The following is an 18,633-nucleotide window of genomic DNA, read 5'->3' as shown; positions in this document are numbered from 1 at the left end:
GGGAGAAGGGCTGATGAGTTGATCGACACCGAGGGTCTACCGATCCGCACCGAGAAGTCGGCGTACGTCTTCGACTATCCGATGGCCGAGGACCTGGCCAAGAAGCAGCGCAGCATCTTCTGGACCGCCGAGGAGATCCCGGTCGAGAACGACAAGCAGGACTTCCTGGTCAACATGACCGACGCCGAGCAGGCCGCGGTCAAGACCACGCTGAAGCTGTTCACCATCTACGAGCTGATCCTCGGCGGCGAGGTGTGGGGCGACCGGCTCTTCCACGCGTTCCCGCGGCCCGAGATCCAGATGATGACCAACGCCTTCTCGTTCGCCGAGCTGAACATGCACGCGCCGTTCTACGCGAAGCTCAACAAGACGCTGATGATCGACACCGAGGAGTTCTACGACTCCTACAAGAACGACCCGGTGCTGGCCGAGCGGATCGCCTTCGTGTGGGACGCCATCGCCGACGAGGACCTGCTCTACGCGCTGAGCGTCTTCACGCTGATGGAGAACTGCGTCCTCTACTCCAACTTCGCCTTCCTCAAGCACTTCCAGTCCGGCGGGAAGAACCTGCTGCAGAACGTGATCAGCGGCATCAACTTCTCCGCCCGCGACGAGAACCTGCACGCCACCGGCGGCGCCTGGCTGTTCAACACCACCCTGGAGGAGTACGCCGCGACCGTCCCGGCCGACAAGTTCGAGGCCGAGCGCGACGACCTGTTCGCCCGCGTCCGCGACGTGGCCGAGCACCTCTACGCGCACGAGGCTCGGATCGTGGAGATGCTCTTCGCCGACGGGCCGATCGCCGGCATCGACCAGGCCGACCTGGAGGCGTTCGTGAAGTCGCGGGTCGACATGACGCTGGAGAACATGCGGATGGAGCCGCTGTTCGGCGTCGAGGCCAACCCGATCGCCGAGTGGTTCTACAACGGCATCAACGGCACCCAGTTCCACGACTTCTTCCAGGTCACCGGCAACGAATACAACCGCAACATCGGCGAGACGGAGTTCAGCTTCTAATGGATGACAGCCTGACGAGCAGCAACAGCTGGGAGGCGCTCTCCGCCGAGCGCAAGGCACTGCAGGACGAGGGCACCGTGCCTGCCTTCATGACCACCGCGGGCTACGCGATGTTCAAGGCGAAGTACACCGTCGCGGACCAGAGCGTCCGCGAGCGCTACGAGACCATCGCCAGGACGGCCGGTGAGCTGGCCGACGAGATGTACGCCCGCGAGGACGGCGTCTCCTGGACCGAGCGGTTCTTCGAGGCGATCTGGAACGGCTGGCTCTCCCCCTCGACGCCGGTGCTGTCCAACCTCGGCACCGACAGGGGCCTGCCGGTCTCGTGCGAGGGCTCGTACGTCGAGGACTCGGTCTGGGGCTTCTACGAGACCCTCAAGGAGGCGGCGATCCTGTCCCAGAACGGGTTCGGGACCTCGGCGTACCTGGGTGACGTCCGGCCCCGCGGCGCGAAGTTCTCCGACAACGGCAAGGCCAACGGCGTGGTGCCGGTCTTCTGCAACTTCGTGGAGATGACCAACCAGATCAGCCAGGGCGCCACCCGCCGCGGCTCCTGGGCGGGCTACCTGCCGGTGGACCACCCCGACTTCTACGAGCTCGCCGACCTGATCTTCCGCGAGCCGGCCAACAAGAACGTCGGCTGGATCTTCAGCCAGGCGTTCATCGACCGGATGCTGGCCGGCGACAAGGACGCCCTGGAGCGCTACCAGCGGGTGCTGAAGATCCGGGTGGTGCTCGGCAAGGGCTACATCTGGAAGGTCGACACCGTCAACGCCGCCCAGACCGAGTCCTACCGGGCCAACGGGCTGGCCAACAAGGCCTCCAACCTGTGCTCGGAGATCACGCTGTTCAGCGACGAGGACCACTCCTACACCTGCGTGCTCTCCTCGCTGAACCTCTCGACCTATGACGAGTGGAAGGACCGGGACACGGCGTACGTCGCGACCGTCTTCCTCGACGCGGTCGCCGAGGCGTTCCTGCGCAAGGCCCGCACCATCCGCGGCCTGGAGCGGGCGGTGCGCTACACCGAGAAGGCCCGCAGCCTGGGCCTGGGCGTGATGGGCTACCACGACTACCTGCAGAAGCAGCGGGTGCCGTTCGAGTCGGACAAGGCGGCGGCGCTCAACAAGGACATCTTCGAGCGGATCTCCTCCCACGCCGACGCCGCGTCGCGGTGGATGGGCTCGGTGGCGGGCATCCCGGAGTGGTGCGTCGGCCGGCGCAACTCCCACCTGATGGCGATCGCGCCGACGATGAGCACCGCGGTGATCGTCGGCGGCACGAGCCAGGGGATCGAGCCGTACGTCGCCAACGTCTGGAACCAGACCACCTCGGCCGGCGAGATGCCCCGGGCCAACCAGAACCTCGTCGAGGTGATGAAGGAGCGTGGCGTCTACGACCAGGCGCACATCTCCGACATCATCGACAACGGTGGCTCCGTGCAGCACGTCTCGTGGCTCGACGACCACGAGAAGGACGTCTTCAAGACCGGCTACGAGATCGACCAGGAGATCCTGCTCGCCCGGGCCTCCGACCGGCAGGTCTACATCGACCAGGCCCAGTCGCTCAACCTGTTCTTCCAGGCCGACGCGACGCCGCAGTACATCAGCAAGATCCACAAGCTGGCGCTGCTCGACCCGAACATCAAGAGCCTGTACTACCTGCGCTCGCGGGCCGGTGTCCAGGCCAGCAAGCAGTCCACTTCGACCACTTCGACCACCAAGGCGTGACCATGAACGAGAACCCGACCACCACCGACGCCATCGACGACCTCAGCTGGGACGACTGGAGCGACGCCGCGGTCTGTGCCATCGAGAACGGCCCGGACTGCGAGGCCTGCGAGGGATGAGCGGCTCGGCCCCCGGGCGGCCGACGCTGACGGTCTGCCGCGGCTGCTGCTGCGGGACCGAGCGGAAGTCGCCCGGGGCGGACCACGCGGCCGTGCTCACGACGCTGAACGCGGTGGCCGGGGAGTCGGCGACAGTCCGTGTCGCCGACTGCCTCGGCCCGTGCGAGCGAGCCGATGTCGTGGTCGTCGGCCCCTCACCCGAGGGCCGGCAGCGCGGGGCGCGGCCGGTCTGGGTCGCCCGGGTCGGCACGACCCGGGTCGCCGACGCCCTGGCCGAGTGGACCCGCGCCGGCGGGCCGGGCATCGCCGATGCTCCGCCCGCGGTCCTGGCGCGGGCCTTCCGTCACGGGCGCTGAACGATGACGGCGTACGCCGCCGCGACCAGGGCCGCGCCGATGCCGACCCTGCGGGCCAGGGTGGTCGCCTCGACCACGTCGATCGGGGCGGCGTCGCGGCCGTCGCCCATCACCGCGCGATGCTCGATCCGGTTGCCGTAGTAGCGGTTGGTGCCGCCGAGGCGGATGTCGAGCACGCCGGCGAAGGTGGCCTCCACGACGCCGGCGTTGGGGCTCGGGTGCTGGGCGGCGTCGCGACGCCAGGCCGCCCACGCCTGCTTCACGCGTGAGGGCGCGGCGGCCATCGTGAGCAGGCCGGACATCCGGGAGCCGGGCAGGTTGAGCAGGTCGTCCAGGCGGGCGCTGGCCCAGCCGAACCGCTCGTAGCGGTCGTTGTGGTGCCCGACCATCGCGTCCAGGGTGTTGGCGGCGCGGTAGCCGAGCAGGCCGGGTACGCCCGCGACGGCGCCCCATACCAGGGGCGCGACCACCGCGTCGGAGGTGTTCTCGGCGACGCTCTCCACCACCGCCCGGGAGACCTCGGAGGCGTCGAGCTGGTGGGTGTCGCGGCCGACGAGGTGGGTCAGCCGCCGGCGCGCGGCCGGGAGGTCGTCGCGGTCGAGGTGCTCGTGGACGGCCAGTGCCTCACGCTCCAGCGAGCGGCCGCCCAGGACCGCCCAGGTCGCGGCCGCGGTCACCAGCGTCTTCCCCGCTCGCCCGGGGGCGAGGCGCTCCGCGACAGCACCGAGGACCACCGCTCCGCCGACCAGCGTGGCGGTGTGGAGGACGCCGCGGGCGCGGTCGTCCGCATACCAGGCCTGCTCCGCCTTCGTCGCGACCGTGCCGAAGCCGGCGACCGGGTGGAATCGCCGCGGGTCGCCGAGCAGCCGGTCGAGCGCGAACCCGGCGAGGAGCCCGACCGCTCGCGCGCTCACCGCGCTCCCCCGGTCCGGCGCAGCGCGGCCAGGAGCCGGTCGGTCGGCTCGTGCGGGCGCACCGCGATCCGCACCCAGTCCGGGCCGAGGCCGGGGAAGGTGTCGGCGCGGCGTACGGCGATGCCGTGGTCCCGCAGGGTCTCACGGACTCCCGCGCCCGGGCGGGCCAGGACGAAGGAGGCGGTCGACGCGACGTACTCGATCTCCAGGTCGCGCAGGCCGGCCTCGAGATGGTCGCGCCAGGCGGCGATCCGCTCGGCGCGCTCGCGGGCCTCGGCGCTCGCCCGCTCGGTCGCGCAGGCGAGCATCGCGGCGGCGGCGGTGGCCGAGACGGACCACGGGGTGCGTACGGCCTCGAGGTCGCCGACCGCGGTGGGGTCGCCGACGACATAGCCGGCGCGTACGCCCGGGATCGACCAGTGCTTCGTCAGGCTCCGGATCACCAGCAAGCCCTCGGCGCGGTCGCCGGTGAGCGTCTCGGGCTCGCCGGGGACAGCGTCCATGAACGCCTCGTCGACCACGACCAGCCGGCCGGGGCGCAGGAGCGCTCGGAGGGTCTCGGCGGGATGGAGTACGCCGGTGGGGTTGGTCGGGTTGCCGACGACGACCAGGTCCGCGTCGTCGGGCACGGCGGCGGGGTCGAGGGTGAACCCGTCCTGGTGGCGGAGGCGCACCTCGGTGACTCGGTGGCCGGCCTGCTCGAGCGCCGCGTGGGGCTCGGTGAACTGCGGATGCACGACGACCGGCTTCCGCCACGTCCTGGCTCGCGCGACCAGCGTGAACGCCTCCGCCGCCCCCGCCGTCGGGAGCACCTCGTCGCGGTCGCGTGCGTGGTGCTTCGCCAGCGCCGCGCGCGCCGGCTCCTCGTCGGGGTAGGCGGTGGGCGCGAGCGAGTCGTGGAGCGCCTGGTCCAGCCACTCCGGCCGCGGGTCCGGGTAGACGTTGACCGCGAAGTCGAGCAGCCCCTCGCCCACCTCGACGTCCCCGTGGTGCCGCAGCGGATCAGCCACTCCGCCTTCGCTGCTTCCGCTGGGCGAACCGTTTCCCCCGCTGGTCGAACCGCTTCCCCCGCTGGTCGAGCCGCCGGAGCCGCTAGGCGGAGGCGTGTCGAGCGTTGTATCGAGCTTGTCGAGATGACCAACACGGTCCCCTGTCGCGCTCGATGGGACCGTGTTGGTCTCGACACGACGTCGCTCGTCCCTCACGACGTCGGCTCGACCGACGGGGGCGTCGGCTCGACGGACGGCTTCGGCGAAGCGGCGCGCCAGGTGCGGATGGCCGGCCCAGTGCACGTGGAGGTACGACGCGTGGACGGTGTCGCTGCTGAAGCCGGTCGGCATCTCGTCGACGGTCCAGGCCGCCTGGGTCCCGGCCGGGGGCGAGGTGGTGGTGCGGTGGAACTCGTGGCCGGTGACCTGCTCGCCGGCGCGCGTGAGGAGGGAGTCGGAGGCAGCGGTGGCGACCGGGTAGCGCAGGGTGAGGCGCTCGCTCATCGCGGCGCGGGCGGGGAGGGCGCCGGCCATCGGTACGCCGTCGAGAGACTCGGCCAGATAGAGCAGACCTGCGCACTCGGCGACGGTCGGGGTCCCGGCCTCGACGGCGGCCCTCAGGTCCCGGAGCAGGCTCGTGTTGGCGGCCAGCTCGGCGGCGTACATCTCGGGGAACCCGCCGCCGAGGTAGATCCCCCTCGTGCCCTCGGGGAGCGTGGGATCAGTGAGCGGGTCGAAGGAGCGTACGTCGCAGCCTGCCGCCTCCAGCAGCTCCTCGGTCTCGGGGTAGCGGAAGGTGAACGCCCTGCCACCCGCGACCGCGACGACCGGGCGTTCTCCGCCTGGCGAGGCGTCGGTCTCCAGTGCCGTGGCCGGATCCCACGGCTCGGCGTGCAGGTCGGTGGCTGAGCGGGCGACGTCCAGGAGCGCCGCCAGGTCGAGGTGAGCCGCGACCTGCTCCCCCAGCCGCTGGATCAGCGCGACCGACTCGTCGCGCTCGTCGACCGGGACGAGACCCAGGTGACGCGACGGGGACGCGAGCGACTCGTCCCGTGGGAGCATGCCGAGCACCGGCAGGCCGACCTGCTCCAGCGCTCGCCCGATCTCGGACGCGTTGCGTCCCGGGGAGCAGCGGTTGAGCACGACTCCCCCGATGCGTACCGACGGGTCGAAGGCCGCCATCCCGGCGGCGATCGCGGCGGCGGAGCGGGACATCCGGGCGACGTCGAGGACCAGGACCACCGGCGAGGAGGTCAGGGCCGCGACGTGGGCGGTCGAGGCGAAGCCGTCGGTGCCGAGGCGGCCGTCGTAGAGGCCCATGACACCCTCGACGACCGCCACGTCGGCTCCGGCGGCACCGTGGAGGAGCAGCGGCACGACCCGCGACTCCCCCACCAGGTGAGGGTCGAGGTTTCGTCCCGGACGCCCGGTGGCGAGCGCGTGGTAGCCGGGGTCGATGTAGTCCGGGCCGACCTTGTGCCCGCTCACCGTCGTCCCGGCAGCGCGCAGCGCCGCCATCAGCCCGGTGGCGATGGTCGTCTTGCCCGACCCGGTCGAGGGAGCAGCGACCACCAGCCGGGGCAGGGTCACCATTCGATGCCCCGCTGGCCCTTCTGGCCGGCGTCCATCGGGTGCTTGATCTTGGTCATCTCGGTGACCAGGTCCGCGACCTCGAGCACGGCTGGGTCGGCGTCACGGCCGGTGATCACGACGTGCTGGCGCCCCGGGCGCTCGGAGAGCACCGACGCCACCTCCTCGGCGGAGACCCACCCCCACTTGATCGGGTAGGTGAACTCGTCGAGGACCAGCAGGTCGTAGCGCTCCTCGGCCAGGCACCGCTTGATCTCGGCCCAGCCCTCGGCGGCAGCCGCGGCGTGGTCCTCGGCCTCACCCTGCTTGCGCGACCAGGACCATCCGGAGCCCATCTTGTGCCAGTCGACCGGACCGCCCTCGCCGGTCTCCTCGTGCAGCTTCCCGAGGCGCTCGAGCACGGTCTGCTCACCGATGCGCCACTTGGCCGACTTCACGAACTGGAAGACCCCGATCCGCCAGCCCTGGTTCCAGCCGCGCAGCGCGAGCCCGAAGGCGGCGGTCGACTTCCCCTTGCCGGGCCCGGTGTGGACCATCAGCAGGGGCCGGTTGCGGCGCTGGCGGGTGGTGAGCCCGTCGTCGGGTACGTTCAGCGGCTGTCCCTTGGGCATCAGGCTGCTCCCTTCCCGGCGGCGGTGTAGCCGTGCACCGCGGAGGTCAGCGCCTCGGCGCTCACCTCGGCGACCGGCACGTGCTCGGCGCCCAGATGCTCAGCGAGCCGGCGGGCCAGACCGAGCCGCATCGGCCCGCTCTCGGAGTCGATGACGACGGTGGTGACACCCAGACCGGCGACGTACGCGGCGGCCTGCTGCGATCGCCTGACGGCATCCTTGCCGTGGGCCTGCGCCGTTTTCCGGGACGAGTTCGCGCGGCCGTCCGTGACGACCACCAGCAGCGGCCGCAGATCGGGGTCGCGCAGGTGCTCGCGCTGCAGCACGCGGGCGGCCTCGAGGAGGCCTTCGGCCAGCGGCGTACGTCCTCCGGCGGGCACCTCGTCGAGGCGTGCCGCGGCGAGGTCGACCGACCCGGTCGGCGGCAGCACCAGCTCCGCGCCCTCGCCGCGGAAGGTGATCATGCCGACCTTGTCGCGACGCCGGTAGGCGTCCAGCAGCAGCGAGAGAACCGCGGCCTTGACCTGCGCCATCCGCTTGCGCGCAGCCATCGACCCGGACGCATCCACGCAGAAGAGCACCAGGTTGGCCTCGCGGCCCTCCCGGACCGCGGTGCGGAGGTCCTCGGTGCGCAGCTCGACCTTCGCGGACGTACGCGGGCGGGCGGCCTGCTTGCCCGCGGCCGCCTTGAGCGTCTCGACGAGGTGGAGCGAGCCGCGGACGCCGGTGCTCGCGCCGATCCGGCGGCCGCTGCTGCCGATCGCCTTGCTCCGGCCGCCGGTGCGGCCGGTGCCCAGGCCGGTCACGGTCAGGAGGCGGGGGCGGTAGGCCGGGGCGGCCGTGGTGACCGATTCGCCCGCGGGAGCGGTGGGCGTGGGCGGGGCCTCGGGCTGGTCGTCCACGGAGTCGGCAGCGTCGGTCTCGGCACCGTCTCGCCGGCTCTCGCCGGGCTCGGCTGACGGGGGTTCCGCGTCGGCGCGATCCTCGCCGCTGGGCGGAGCCGGATCGGACCCGTCCTCCGGCCCGTTCTCGGGGCCGTCCTCGGGCCCACCCTCGGGAGGCTCCGGCGGCAGCTCCTCGTCGCCGAGGATGCGGTCGAGCAGGTCCTCGTCGAGCCCGGGGGCGTCGAAGGGATTGCGGCGACGGCGGTGCGGCAGGGCCAGCAGGGCGGCGCGGCGGATGTCGGCGCGGGTGACCTCGGAGCGGCCGGCCCAGGCGGCGTGCGCGACCGCGGTGCGCGCGGTGACGATGTCGGCGCGCAGCCCGTCGACCTCGAACGCCGCGCAGACCTCGGCGATCTTGAGCAGCCCGGGCGCGGTGAGCCGGACCTTCCCGACCAGAGCACGCGCGGTGGAGACCCGCGCGGTCAGGTCGCGCTCGGCGGCCACATAGCGCTCGACGAAGGCGGGCGCGTCCAGGTCGAAGGCCATCCGGCGGCGGACGACCTCGGCGCGCAGCGCCGGGTCCCGGGGCGCGGCCACCTCGACGGTGAGCCCGAAGCGGTCCAGCAGCTGCGGGCGCAGCTCGCCCTCCTCGGGGTTCATGGTGCCGATCAGGACGAACCGGGCGGCGTGCTCGACCGAGACCCCGTCGCGCTCGACCGAGACCCGGCCCATCGCGGCCGCGTCCAGGAGCAGGTCGACCAGGTGGTCGTGGAGGAGGTTGACCTCATCCACGTAGAGCAGGCCGCGGTGGGCCCGGGCCAGCAGCCCCGGCTCGAACTCGACGGCCCCGCGCGAGAGCGCGCTCTCCAGGTGGAGCGAGCCGACGACCCGGTCCTCGGTGGCGCCGACCGGGAGCTCGACCAGCCGCACCGGCCGGCTCTCCACGGCGGCGGCGGACCCGAACGGCCCGTCCGGCGACTCCGCGGAGGGGTCGGCGGGATCGATCGAGAACCGATCCCCGGCGTAGACCGAGATCGAGGGCAGCACGGCCGCCAGGCCGCGTACGGCCGTCGACTTCGCGGTCCCCTTCTCGCCACGGACCAGGACCCCGCCGATCTCCGGGGAGATCGTGGTGAGCACGAGCGCGAGGCCCATGTCGTCGAGATCGTCCGCCTGGCAGCCGAGGACGGCAGAAAATGGGTAGTGCACCGGCATGAGAGGCTCCCGCTCCCTATCGCGTTGGATGGATGGACGCGAGGCCGGTCTTCGGACTTGTCGAGTCCCCGTGATGGGGCTCGATTCACCGCAGCGGGCCTGTGCCGGAATCTCACCGGCTTCCCAGATTCTCCCCAGTCGGGGCACCTCGCGCCTGTGCGGTCACTGTAGCGTCTGGCCTCATGATCGTCGTGGTGGGCATCGGTGCCGGAGGGTGGGACGAGGTCCCCGCACGTCACCAGCAGCTGGTCCGGGAGGCCCCGGTCCTCCTCGGCGGCAAGCGTCACCTCGACCTCGTCCCGGACGTCCCCGGCCAGCGGCGCGAGCCCTGGCCCTCGCCGCTGCGTGAGGGCCTCCCGGCGCTGCTCGACGGCATCGGAGACGCGGTCGCCCTGGCTTCGGGTGACCCGCTGGTCTCTGGCATCGGCACGACGCTGATCTCGCTCCTCGGCCGGGAGAACGTACGCATCGAGCCGGCCGTCTCCTCCGTCGCCCTCGCCCGCGCCCGGATGGGCTGGGCGGCCGAGTCGTGCGTGGTCGTCAGCCTGGTCGGCCGTGACGTGTCCCTGGTTGCTCGCGAGCTCGCCCCCGGCCGCCGGATCCTGGCCCTCTCCGCCGACGAATCGACCCCTGCCCAAATCGCGAACCTCCTGGTCACAGCGGGCTTCGGGGGCTCCGCCATGACCGTCCTGGGAGGGCTGGGAGCGGACACGGAGAGCGCCCGGACCGCGACCGCCTCGACCTGGACGGGCGAGTCGCCACGGCTCAACGTCGTGGCGATCGAGTGCGCCGGCGCGCACCTCTACGGCTGGTCCGCCGGCCTGCCTGACGATGCCTTCGAGAACGACGGCCAGCTGACCAAGCGCGACCTGCGCGCCTCGGCCCTGGCCCGGCTGGCACCCACTCCTGGGGCGCACCTGTGGGACGTCGGCGCCGGTGCCGGCTCGGTCGGGATCGAGTGGATGCGGGCGCACCCCTCCTGCACCACGACGGCCATCGAGGCCAGCCCCGAGCGGGCCGCCCGGATCGCCCGCAACGCGGCCCGCCTCGGCGTACCGGGCCTCGCCGTCGTCGAGGGCCGCGCCCCCGACGCCCTGACCGGCCTCCGCTCTCCCGACGCGATCTTCATCGGCGGCGGCGCGACCCGCCCCGGCGTACTCGACACCTGCCTCGCCGCCCTCCGTCCCGGCGGCCGCATCGTCGTCCACGGCGTCACCCTGGAGACCGAGCAGCTCCTGGCGCGGCAGCATGCCGAGCTCGGCGGCGAGCTGACCCGGATCTCGGTCGAGTCCGTCGACACGATCGGCACCTTCCGCGGCTGGGCACCCCAGCGCACGGTCGTGCAGTGGGCCTACAGCGCTCCCCAGGTATCGATCCGGTAAGTGGGCTCGACGACGCCCTCGATCCTGAGGGACTAGCCGAACTTCTCCTCGTGGACCACCGTCGAGAGCGGCGAGCGGTGGCGCCAGCCGAAGCGCTCCAGGTCGGGGACGTCGGGGAGGTCGGCGACGGGCCCGACGCAGAGCCAGGCGACGGGACGTACGCCCTCGGGCATGCCGACCAGGTCCCGCAGGAACTCCTCGCGGTAGAAGCTGACCCAGCCGACACCGAGGCCCTCGGCGGTCGCGGCGAGCCAGAGGTTCTGGATGGCGCAGACGACCGAGTAGAGGCCGGCGTCGGCGATGGCATGGCGGCCGAGCACGTTGGGGCCGCCGCGGGTCGGGTCGTAGCCGACCACGATGCCCAGCCCGGACTCGCGGATGCCCTCGATCTTGATCCGGGAGAAGGTCTCGGCCCGCTCGCCGGACAGGGTCGCGGCGAAGGTGTCACGCTCGGTCGCGACATGGGCGTGGAAGCGCTCGAGGCGGTCGGTGTCGCGTACGAGCACGAAGTCCCAGGGCTGCGACATGCCGACGCTCGGGGCGGCGTGGGCGGCGGAGAGGAGCCGCTCGAGCACGGCAGGATCCACCGGCTCGCCGGTGAACTCCGCACGCGTGTCCCGGCGGCGGTTGATGGCGTCGTAGAGGTCCATCAGGCACGCTCCCGAGCGGCGTCGTAGAGGAACGACTCACCACCGTCGCGGGCCAGCGCCGGGCCGGCGAGGATGACGGCGGCCTGCCGCAGGCCGGCCTCCTCGACCGCGTCGGCGGTCGTCGAGACCGTCCCGCGCAGCACCAGCTCCTCGGGCTGGCTGGCACGGTAGACGACCACGACCGGGCACTCCGGCCCGTAGTAGGGCAGCAGCTCGGCCATCAGCTCCCGGGTGCGCCGGATCGCCAGGTGGAGCACGAGGGTCGCCCCGGTCGCCGCGTACGCAGCCAGCGACTCCCCCTCCGGCATCGCCGTCGAGCGGGCCTGGGTGCGGGTGAGGACGACCGACTGCGCCACCAGCGGCACGGTCAGCTCCCGCCCCACCAGCGCGGCCGCCGCCGCATAGGCCGGCACCCCGGGGGTCACGTCCCACGGCACCTGCGCGGCGTCGAGGCGCCGGGTCTGCTCGGCCACGGCCGAGTAGACCGACGGGTCGCCGGAGACGAGGCGTACGACCTGGTGACCGGCTCGGTGAGCGGCCACGGTCCGGTCGATGATCTGGTCCAGGTCGAGCTTCTGGGTGTCGACCAGCGCGGCCGACGGGCTGCAATGTGCCAGCACCTCGGGATCGAGGTAGGTGCCGGGATAGAGCACCACGTCCGCGGCCGCGAGCAGCCGGGTCGCGCGGACGGTCAGCAGGTCTGCGGCGCCCGGCCCGGCGCCGACGAAGTGGACGGTCACGGGATCGGTCATCGGACGTACCTCGGCGTCCAGACCTGCCCCGAGGCGGTCGCCCGCGTCGAGCTCGCCCCCACGATGACCAGGCACTTCATGTCGATGGACGCGGGGTCGAGATCACCGAGGGTGGTCACCGTCAGCGACTCCTCGGCCCGTCCGACGTCGCGGCCGACGATGACGACGGTGTCGGGCTTGCGCTGCTCGAGGAGTACGTCACGGGCCAGCCCGATCTGCTCGGTGCGCGAGCGCGAGGCCGGGTTGTAGATGGCCAGGACCAGGTCGGCGGCGGCGACCGCGCGCAGCCGGTCCTCGACGACGGACCACGGCTTGAGCCGGTCGGAGAGGGACATCACCGCGAAGTCGGCCCCCACCGGGGCGCCCGCCCGCGCGGCCACCGCCTGGACGGCGCTGACCCCGGGCAGCACCCGGACGCGTACGCCGGTGTAGGCCGGATCCTCGGCGGCCTCGAAGACGGCGGAAGCCATCCCGAAGACGCCGGCGTCGCCGCCGGAGACGACGGCGACCTTCTCCCCCGCGAGCGCCAGGTCCAGGGCGTGCCGGGCCCGGTCGACCTCGACGGTGTTGCCGGAGGCATGCCGCTGCAGCCCAGCGCGCTGCGGCACCCGGTTGACGTACGGCGCGTAGCCGATGACGTGACCCACCTCCGCCAGCGCCGAGCTCACCTCGGGGGTCAGCCACGCCTCCGGGCCCGGCCCCAGGCCGACGACGAGCACCTCCCCGGAGGCCGAGTCCGTCGACACGCCCCCGCGCATCGCCTCGCCGGACTCGACCGCGGGTAGCTCCTGCCGCAGCCGCGCCGCGACCGGTGCGGGCGCCGGTGCGGGCGCCGGTGCGGGGGCCGGTGCGGGGGCCGTGTCGCCGGGGACGACGATGAGAGAGAAGTAGGGCACCGAGGAGGGGTCGACGTCGGCGACGGGCAGCCAGCGCTCCTCGGGCTGCGAGGCACGCTCGACGTACCAGGCACCTTCGAGCCGCCCGGCCGCCTCCAGGGCGGAACGCACCGCCGGGAAGGTGCGGCCGAGCTTCATGATGATGGCGGCCTCGGTGTCGGCCAGCCGGCGGGCGAGCTCGGGCTCGGGCAGCGTGCCCGGCAGCACCGTGAGGACGTCGGTCTGACGCACCAGCGGCGTCGAGACGGCCGCGGTGGCGGCCGCGAAGGCGGGCACCCCCGGCACGACGGAGGTCTCGTAGACCTCCTTGAACCGGTCATGGAGGTACATCGAGGAGCCGTAGAAGAGCGGGTCGCCCTCCGCGAGCAGGACCACGTCGCGGCCGGCGTCGAGGTGGGCCGAGAGCCGGACCGCGCAGGACTCGTAGAACTCGGCCATCGCCCCGACATAGCCGCCCGGGTGCGAGGTGGTCCCGGTGGTGACCGGGTAGCGCAGCTCCTCCTCGATCGCCCCCGAAGGGATCAGCGAGGACGCGATCCGGCGGGCGTGGGACTGCTTGCGCACCCCGGCGTGGTAGGCGACCACCGGCGCCGCACCGATCAGCCGGGCGGCCTTGAGGGTGATCAGCTCGGGGTCGCCCGGGCCGATCCCGACGACGGTGAATCGCCCCGGAGCCTGCTGAGTGCTGCTCATTCCTGCTCCTGGGCGAGTGCGTTGAGGGCGGAGGAGGTCATCGCGGAGCCGCCGCGGCGGCCACGGACGGTGACGAAGGGGATGTCGATCCCGTGGTCGGTGGCGAAGGAGGCGAGCGCCTCCTTGGACTCGGCGGCGCCGATGAAGCCGACCGGGCAGCCCACGATCGCGGCCGGTCGCGGCCCGCCGTCGAGGATCATCTCGAGCAGGTGGAACAGCGCCGTCGGAGCGTTGCCGATGGCGACCACGGCCCCCTCCAGGTAGGGCTCCCACAGCGCGAGCGCGGCGGCGGTGCGGGTCGTCCTCCACTCCCGGGCGAGCGCGGGGACCCGGTCGTCGCCGAGCATGCAGAGCACCTCGTTCTCGCGCGGGAGCCGGCTGCGGGTGACCCCGGTGGCGACCATCGTCGCGTCGCACAGGATGGGCGCCCCGGCCTCCAGCGCGCCGCGCGCGGCCTTCACCAGGCCGGGGTGGATGACCAGGTCGGCGGCGAGGTCGACCTGACCGCTGCCGTGGATCATCCGCACCGCGAGCCGCTCGGCATCGGGCGGCACCGCGGAGAGGTCGGCCTCGCGCCGGATGGTCGCGAAGGAGTCGACGTAGATCGCCGGCCCCTGGTCGATGTAGTGGTAGCGCCGGGTCGGGCGCGCCTTCGGCGAAGGCACCAGTACGCCGCGCCACGGTGTCACCACGAGCGCCGGGCCCCGCTGCGCCAGCGCCTCGACGGCGGCCCGGTCCAGGGCTCCGTCGACGGCCGCGACGTGCTCGCCCCCGGGCACCTCGCCGAACCCGAGCTCCTCGGCCGCGGCCGGCACCCGCGCATCGGCCGCCTCCGGCTCGAGGAGCGGGCCGTCGAGCTCGGTGACGTGCCAGGCCGCCGACGGCCCCTCGCCGCGTACGTCCAGGAAGCGGGCGGCGAGCGCGACCAGCCGGGACGCGGCCTCGGCGAGCGGGACGACCGGCCCCCACGCGTCACCGACGCGCAGCTGAGCCTCGGCCTCCGAGAGCGCCACCAGCCCGAGGTCGCACTCCCGCGAGACCAGGTCGCCGCGGCCGTCGTCGAGCACGAAGAGGAACCGCCCCGGCAGCGCGGCCAGCCGCGGCGAGGCGCACAGGAGCCGGTCCAGCGACGCCGCGACGCCACGCAGGTCGGCGAGGCCCCCGGCGAGCCCGGTCTGCGGGGAGACCATCACGTTGCGGACGAGCTCGTGGGTCTGGGCCGGCACCAGACCGGTCGCCTTCAGCGCGGTGAGCACCTCGCCCGGAAGGCCGCCGTCGACACTCGGCAGGCCGCGCACCTGCAGGTTGGCGCGGCCGGTGAGGTAGATCCGCCCGTCGCCGTAGGTCTCCGCGACGGAGACCAGCGAGAGCAGCGCGGCGGAGGAGACGGACCCGCCGATCAGGCGCAGCCGCACCAGCAGGCCGTCCTCGGCCGCCCACGGACGACCGATTCCGGGGCATCGGTCGGTTCGGACTCGCGACATCGGGACACCTGCTCTGCGTCATGTGCCCTTGCGCGGGGCACGTGGTGACCTGGCGGCGGGCGCCGCCAGAGCCAGCAGGTCTTCGGACTCGGAATCGATCGGTGCGGGACGCCTTCCCGGAGCCAGGCTCCAGTGGCTGCCCTCCCCGGAGAGAGGGCGTGCCCCGCCCGTCATCCTCACCGCTGCGCGTCAGTCCCGGACTCTCACCGGGTTCCCTGACCCCATCAGGCATGGAGTACGACTGGCAGGGCGAGACTACCCACTTGCGGACACGGCACCGAATTGCTCACCCCTCGGCCACGGTTTGTGCCAGTGTTCGCCTACTCGGAACCCTCCCACCCGTCTTTCCACAGATGGAGTCCCCCGTGACCGGCTCGGCTCGCCGACAACTGCTCGTGCTCGCGACCATCTCGGCGCTCGCCCTCGGCCTGACGGCCTGCGCCACGGGCCCGGAGGAGGTCTCGATCGGCCTGGTGGTGCCCACCTCCGGCGTTCACGAATCGATCGGCACCGACATGTCCCGCGGCTTCGAGCTCTACCTCGAGCAGCACGGCGGGAAGCTCGGCGGCCGGCTGGTCGACGTCGTCGAGGCCGACGAGGGCGAGCGGGTCGAGACCGGCGTCGCCGCGGTGCGCAGGCTGATCGAGGACGAGGAGGTCCACGCGGTCGTCGGGCTGGTGAGCTCGGAGACGGCGCTGGCGGCCAAGGACCTCGCGAAGAACAGCGAGACGCCGCTGATCGTCACCGGCGCCGGCGCCGACGGGCTCGCCGACGGGTCCGACTACCTGTGGCGTACGTCCTCGACCAACGCGAGCCTGGGCGGCGCGGTCGGCAAGACGGTCGCCCAGGAGACCGACGGCGGCTCTGCGTACGTCATCGGGTCCGACGACGCGGCCGGTCACCAGCTCTCCGACAGCTTCATGATCGCCCTGGAGGCATCGGGCAGCAGCGTGGCGGGCCAGAGCTACACGCCGGCGGGCGTGACCGAGGAGTGGTCGGGCCTCCTCGACAAGGCGAAGGAGTCGGGCGCGGACGCGATCTACGCCGCCTATGCCGGCAAGGAGGCCGAGGCGTTCGTGCAGCAGTACCGCGACTCCGGCCTGGCCCGGAGCATCCGGCTCTACGGCCCGGGCTTCCTCACCGAGGGCGACGTGCTGTCCGCGCTGGGCAGCGCCGCGTCCGGGGTGCGGACCGCGCTGCACTACAGCGACGCGATGGACACGTTGATGAACGACGCCTTCGTGAAGGACTACCGCAAGGCGTACGACGCCACCCCGACGGTCTACTCGGTGCAGGCCTACGACGCCGCGGCCGCGCTCGACAAGGCGCTCGACCTCTCCGACGACGTCAACCGCAACGAGATCGCCGACTCCCTCGGGTCGGTCGGCACCATCGTCAGCCCCCGCGGGAACTGGTCCTTCGACCCCAACCACAACCCCGACCAGCTCTACTTCCTGCGGGTGGTCAAGGGCACTCCCGACGGCCCCCGCAACCTGGTGCTGCGGGAGATCAGCTCAGCGGGCAGCTGAGTCCGAGCGCAGCTCGGCCCGGGTCAGCGCCAGCTCCTCGCGTACGGCGGTGAGGTCCTCGCGCAGCGAGGCGAGGACGGCCATCATCTCGGCGTCGGACTCCAGCTCGTGCTCGGTGAGGGTCTCGACGCTCTCCATGCCCGAGACGACCACGGCGAGGAAGAGGTTGAGGACCGCGAAGGTCATCACCAGGATGAAGACGACGAAGAAGATCCAGGCGTAGGGGTCCTCGGCCATCACCTCGCGGGCGATGTCGGGCCAGGCCTCGCCGGTCATGGTCTGGAACAGCGTGAACGCGCTGGTGCCGAGGTCGCCGAAGTACTCCGGCGCGATCGAGCCGTAGAGGTTGGTCGAGATGACCACCGCGACGTACATCATCAGCACCAGCAGCGCCGCGACCGAGCCCATCCCCGGCATCGCCGCGATCAGACCGTCGACCACGCGGCGCATCGAGGGGACCGAGTTGACCAGCCGCAGCACGCGCAGGATCCGCAGCGCCCGCAGCACCGACATCGGTCCGGTCGCCGGCACCAGCGCGATCGCGACGATCACGGTGTCGAAGATGTTCCACGGGTCGAGGAAGAACCTGGGGCCGTACGCCACCAGCCGCAGCACCAGCTCGACGACGAAGACCCCGAGGAGCACGCTGTCGAGCAGCGCCAGCTCGTGGGCGAGGTGTTCGGGGACCATCGTCTCGACACCGAGGACCACCGCGTTGAGGATGATCACCCCGATGATGACCTTCTGGAACGTGTCGTCGTCGACCAGCGCACGCACCCGGCCGCGCACTGTGGTGATGCCCGAACCCATCGTCGTCATGTCCTCCCGTGTAACAGCGACCTGTGACAGCGGCCGGAGCCTATCGGCCGGGTTGCCCCACCCTCACCGACGCCCCGCTCCCCCGCCGGTCGAGCCGCTCCCCCGCTGGTCGAGCCGCCGGAGCCGCTAGGCGGAGGCGTGTCGAGACCAACACGGTCCCCTGTCGCGCTCGACGGGACCGTGTTGGTCTCGAGCCGACGGAGGTTCAGGTTGTGGCGAGGTGCACGGCCAGGCCCAGACCGGCGAGGCCGACCAGCCAGCGCAGCGGGCGCTCGGGGGCGACCCGGACGATCGCCGGCCCCAGGAAGCCGCCGATCACGGCCCCCGCTCCGAGCGCGATCGCGGCAGGCCAGTCCACGGGGGCGAAGAAGACGTACGCGATCGCGGCGGTGCCGTTGGCCACGCCGGTGGCGACGTTCTTGACCGCGTTGGTGATCGCCAGGGCCTCGGTGCGCTCGAGCACGAGGACGGCCAGCGCGATGATCCCGACGCCGGCGCCGAAGTAGCCGCCGTAGATGCCGAGCACGAACACGACGGCGCCCCAGCCGAACCCTCGGGCCAGCGTGCGTCGCTCCTCGCCGCCTGGTGGTGGGCCGAGGCGTGGCGGCCGGGCGGCCGCGCGGGCAGCTGCCCAGGCCCGGATCCGGTCGCGGAGCAGCAGGAGCACCGCCCCGGCGCCGACCAGCCAGGGCACAACGGTCTCGAACGCCTCGGCCGGCGTGGTGAGCAGCAGGGCCGCGCCGACCGCACCGCCGAGGAAGGAGGCCAGGGCCAGCCAGGCGATCCTTCTGCCCTGGCCGCGCAGCTCGCGCCGTGAGCCGGCGACGGTGCCGCCGGTGACGCCGAACATGGCCACCGTGTTGGTGACGTTGGCGACGACCGGCGGCAGCCCCGCGGCCAGCAGGGAGGGGTAGCTGACGAGCGAGGCCAGACCGGCCACCGAGCCGGTCAGTCCCGCACCGATGCCGGCGAGCACGAGCCAGCCGAGCCCGGCGCTCACTCG

At 72.5% G+C, this 18,633-nt stretch carries 15 protein-coding genes, 1 pseudogene and 2 riboswitches; of the genes and pseudogenes, 5 read left to right on the top strand and 11 right to left on the bottom strand.

Annotated elements, in window-relative coordinates; genetic code table 11:
* Positions 1-18: 18 nt before the first annotated feature.
* The 3 genes from ACZ6WN_RS22685 (at position 19) to ACZ6WN_RS22675 (ending at position 3,222) form a co-directional block, all read left to right on the top strand.
* Positions 19-1,017, top strand: coding sequence for a ribonucleotide-diphosphate reductase subunit beta (locus tag ACZ6WN_RS22685; protein WP_465867816.1), 999 nt, complete (start codon positions 19-21; stop codon positions 1,015-1,017).
* Positions 1,017-2,747, top strand: a complete 1,731-nt coding sequence (locus ACZ6WN_RS22680) for a ribonucleotide reductase N-terminal alpha domain-containing protein (RefSeq protein ID WP_465867815.1) — start codon at positions 1,017-1,019, stop codon at positions 2,745-2,747. Before ACZ6WN_RS22685 ends, ACZ6WN_RS22680 begins: the two co-directional genes overlap by 1 nt.
* A gap of 115 nt (positions 2,748-2,862) precedes the next feature.
* Positions 2,863-3,222 (top strand): hypothetical protein, encoded by a 360-nt coding sequence (locus ACZ6WN_RS22675; protein ID WP_465867814.1) that lies wholly within the window; start codon positions 2,863-2,865, stop codon positions 3,220-3,222.
* Here the strand turns inward: ACZ6WN_RS22675 and ACZ6WN_RS22670 are convergent.
* Genes ACZ6WN_RS22670 through ACZ6WN_RS22655 form a run of 4 tightly spaced genes read right to left on the bottom strand, consistent with a single transcriptional unit; the run spans position 3,210 to position 9,425 of the window.
* On the bottom strand, positions 3,210-4,136 hold the full coding sequence (locus ACZ6WN_RS22670) for a cobalamin biosynthesis protein (protein ID WP_465867812.1): 927 nt from the start codon (positions 4,134-4,136) through the stop codon (positions 3,210-3,212). The two genes, ACZ6WN_RS22675 and ACZ6WN_RS22670, sit on opposite strands and share 13 nt — an antisense overlap.
* Positions 4,133-6,718, bottom strand: coding sequence for a cobyrinate a,c-diamide synthase (locus tag ACZ6WN_RS22665; RefSeq protein WP_465867810.1), 2,586 nt, complete (start codon positions 6,716-6,718; stop codon positions 4,133-4,135). The genes ACZ6WN_RS22670 and ACZ6WN_RS22665 overlap by 4 nt, the downstream gene beginning before the upstream one ends.
* On the bottom strand, positions 6,712-7,326 hold the full coding sequence (gene cobO, locus ACZ6WN_RS22660) for a cob(I)yrinic acid a,c-diamide adenosyltransferase (RefSeq protein ID WP_357341097.1): 615 nt from the start codon (positions 7,324-7,326) through the stop codon (positions 6,712-6,714). The genes ACZ6WN_RS22665 and cobO overlap by 7 nt, the downstream gene beginning before the upstream one ends.
* On the bottom strand, positions 7,326-9,425 hold the full coding sequence (locus ACZ6WN_RS22655) for a VWA domain-containing protein (RefSeq protein ID WP_465867808.1): 2,100 nt from the start codon (positions 9,423-9,425) through the stop codon (positions 7,326-7,328). The genes cobO and ACZ6WN_RS22655 overlap by 1 nt, the downstream gene beginning before the upstream one ends.
* Positions 9,426-9,450: 25 nt before the next feature.
* Positions 9,451-9,591: riboswitch (cobalamin riboswitch) on the bottom strand.
* 16 nt (positions 9,592-9,607) lie between these two features.
* On the opposite strand from ACZ6WN_RS22655, the gene cbiE reads away from it, so the two are divergent.
* On the top strand, positions 9,608-10,807 hold the full coding sequence (gene cbiE, locus ACZ6WN_RS22650) for a precorrin-6y C5,15-methyltransferase (decarboxylating) subunit CbiE (protein WP_465867806.1): 1,200 nt from the start codon (positions 9,608-9,610) through the stop codon (positions 10,805-10,807).
* Positions 10,808-10,839: 32 nt separating this feature from the next.
* Here cbiE and bluB read toward each other — a convergent pair whose 3' ends face one another.
* From bluB to ACZ6WN_RS22625, 5 genes and pseudogenes are all read right to left on the bottom strand, one after another.
* On the bottom strand, positions 10,840-11,457 hold the full coding sequence (bluB, locus tag ACZ6WN_RS22645; protein WP_465867805.1) for a 5,6-dimethylbenzimidazole synthase: 618 nt from the start codon (positions 11,455-11,457) through the stop codon (positions 10,840-10,842).
* Positions 11,457-12,209, bottom strand: coding sequence for a precorrin-4 C(11)-methyltransferase (cobM, locus tag ACZ6WN_RS22640; RefSeq protein WP_465867804.1), 753 nt, complete (start codon positions 12,207-12,209; stop codon positions 11,457-11,459). Before cobM ends, bluB begins: the two co-directional genes overlap by 1 nt.
* Positions 12,206-13,798 (bottom strand): precorrin-3B C(17)-methyltransferase, encoded by a 1,593-nt coding sequence (cobJ, locus tag ACZ6WN_RS22635; RefSeq protein WP_465867802.1) that lies wholly within the window; start codon positions 13,796-13,798, stop codon positions 12,206-12,208. The genes cobM and cobJ overlap by 4 nt, the downstream gene beginning before the upstream one ends.
* Entirely contained in the window at positions 13,795-14,463 is a 669-nt protein-coding gene (locus ACZ6WN_RS22630; protein ID WP_465868284.1) for a precorrin-8X methylmutase, read from the bottom strand. Before ACZ6WN_RS22630 ends, cobJ begins: the two co-directional genes overlap by 4 nt.
* Positions 14,464-15,093: 630 nt before the next feature.
* Positions 15,094-15,282: pseudogene (locus tag ACZ6WN_RS22625) on the bottom strand (nitrite reductase); the annotation flags it as partial.
* A gap of 56 nt (positions 15,283-15,338) precedes the next feature.
* Positions 15,339-15,542, bottom strand: a riboswitch (cobalamin riboswitch).
* 105 nt (positions 15,543-15,647) lie between these two features.
* On the opposite strand from ACZ6WN_RS22625, the gene ACZ6WN_RS22620 reads away from it, so the two are divergent.
* Positions 15,648-16,811, top strand: coding sequence for an ABC transporter substrate-binding protein (locus ACZ6WN_RS22620; protein ID WP_465867801.1), 1,164 nt, complete (start codon positions 15,648-15,650; stop codon positions 16,809-16,811).
* Here ACZ6WN_RS22620 and ACZ6WN_RS22615 read toward each other — a convergent pair.
* A complete protein-coding gene (locus tag ACZ6WN_RS22615; protein WP_465867800.1) occupies positions 16,797-17,630 on the bottom strand; it encodes an ion transporter in 834 nt (277 codons plus the stop codon). The genes ACZ6WN_RS22620 and ACZ6WN_RS22615 overlap by 15 nt on opposite strands.
* 205 nt (positions 17,631-17,835) lie before the next feature.
* On the bottom strand, positions 17,836-18,630 hold the full coding sequence (locus tag ACZ6WN_RS22610; RefSeq protein WP_465867798.1) for a sulfite exporter TauE/SafE family protein: 795 nt from the start codon (positions 18,628-18,630) through the stop codon (positions 17,836-17,838).
* Positions 18,631-18,633: the final 3 nt, after the last annotated feature.

The organism is Nocardioides sp. NPDC054178, from assembly GCF_055585005.1.
Note: the sequence above shows the minus strand (reverse complement) of the source record. Positions and strands in the feature narration are given on the sequence as shown.

Bases quoted from the DNA above. Each gene is read 5' to 3' on its own strand.
- ACZ6WN_RS22655 (WP_465867808.1), bottom strand. From the start codon at position 9,425: ATGCCGGTGCACTACCCATTTTCTGCCGTCCTCGGCTGCCAGGCGGAC.
- bluB (WP_465867805.1), bottom strand. From the start codon at position 11,457: ATGGACCTCTACGACGCCATCAACCGCCGCCGGGACACGCGTGCGGAG.
- ACZ6WN_RS22675 (WP_465867814.1), top strand. From the start codon at position 2,863: ATGAGCGGCTCGGCCCCCGGGCGGCCGACGCTGACGGTCTGCCGCGGC.
- ACZ6WN_RS22680 (WP_465867815.1), top strand. From the start codon at position 1,017: ATGGATGACAGCCTGACGAGCAGCAACAGCTGGGAGGCGCTCTCCGCC.
- cobM (WP_465867804.1), bottom strand. From the start codon at position 12,209: ATGACCGATCCCGTGACCGTCCACTTCGTCGGCGCCGGGCCGGGCGCC.
- ACZ6WN_RS22665 (WP_465867810.1), bottom strand. From the start codon at position 6,718: ATGGTGACCCTGCCCCGGCTGGTGGTCGCTGCTCCCTCGACCGGGTCG.
- cobJ (WP_465867802.1), bottom strand. From the start codon at position 13,798: ATGAGCAGCACTCAGCAGGCTCCGGGGCGATTCACCGTCGTCGGGATC.
- ACZ6WN_RS22615 (WP_465867800.1), bottom strand. From the start codon at position 17,630: ATGACGACGATGGGTTCGGGCATCACCACAGTGCGCGGCCGGGTGCGT.
- cobO (WP_357341097.1), bottom strand. From the start codon at position 7,326: ATGCCCAAGGGACAGCCGCTGAACGTACCCGACGACGGGCTCACCACC.
- cbiE (WP_465867806.1), top strand. From the start codon at position 9,608: ATGATCGTCGTGGTGGGCATCGGTGCCGGAGGGTGGGACGAGGTCCCC.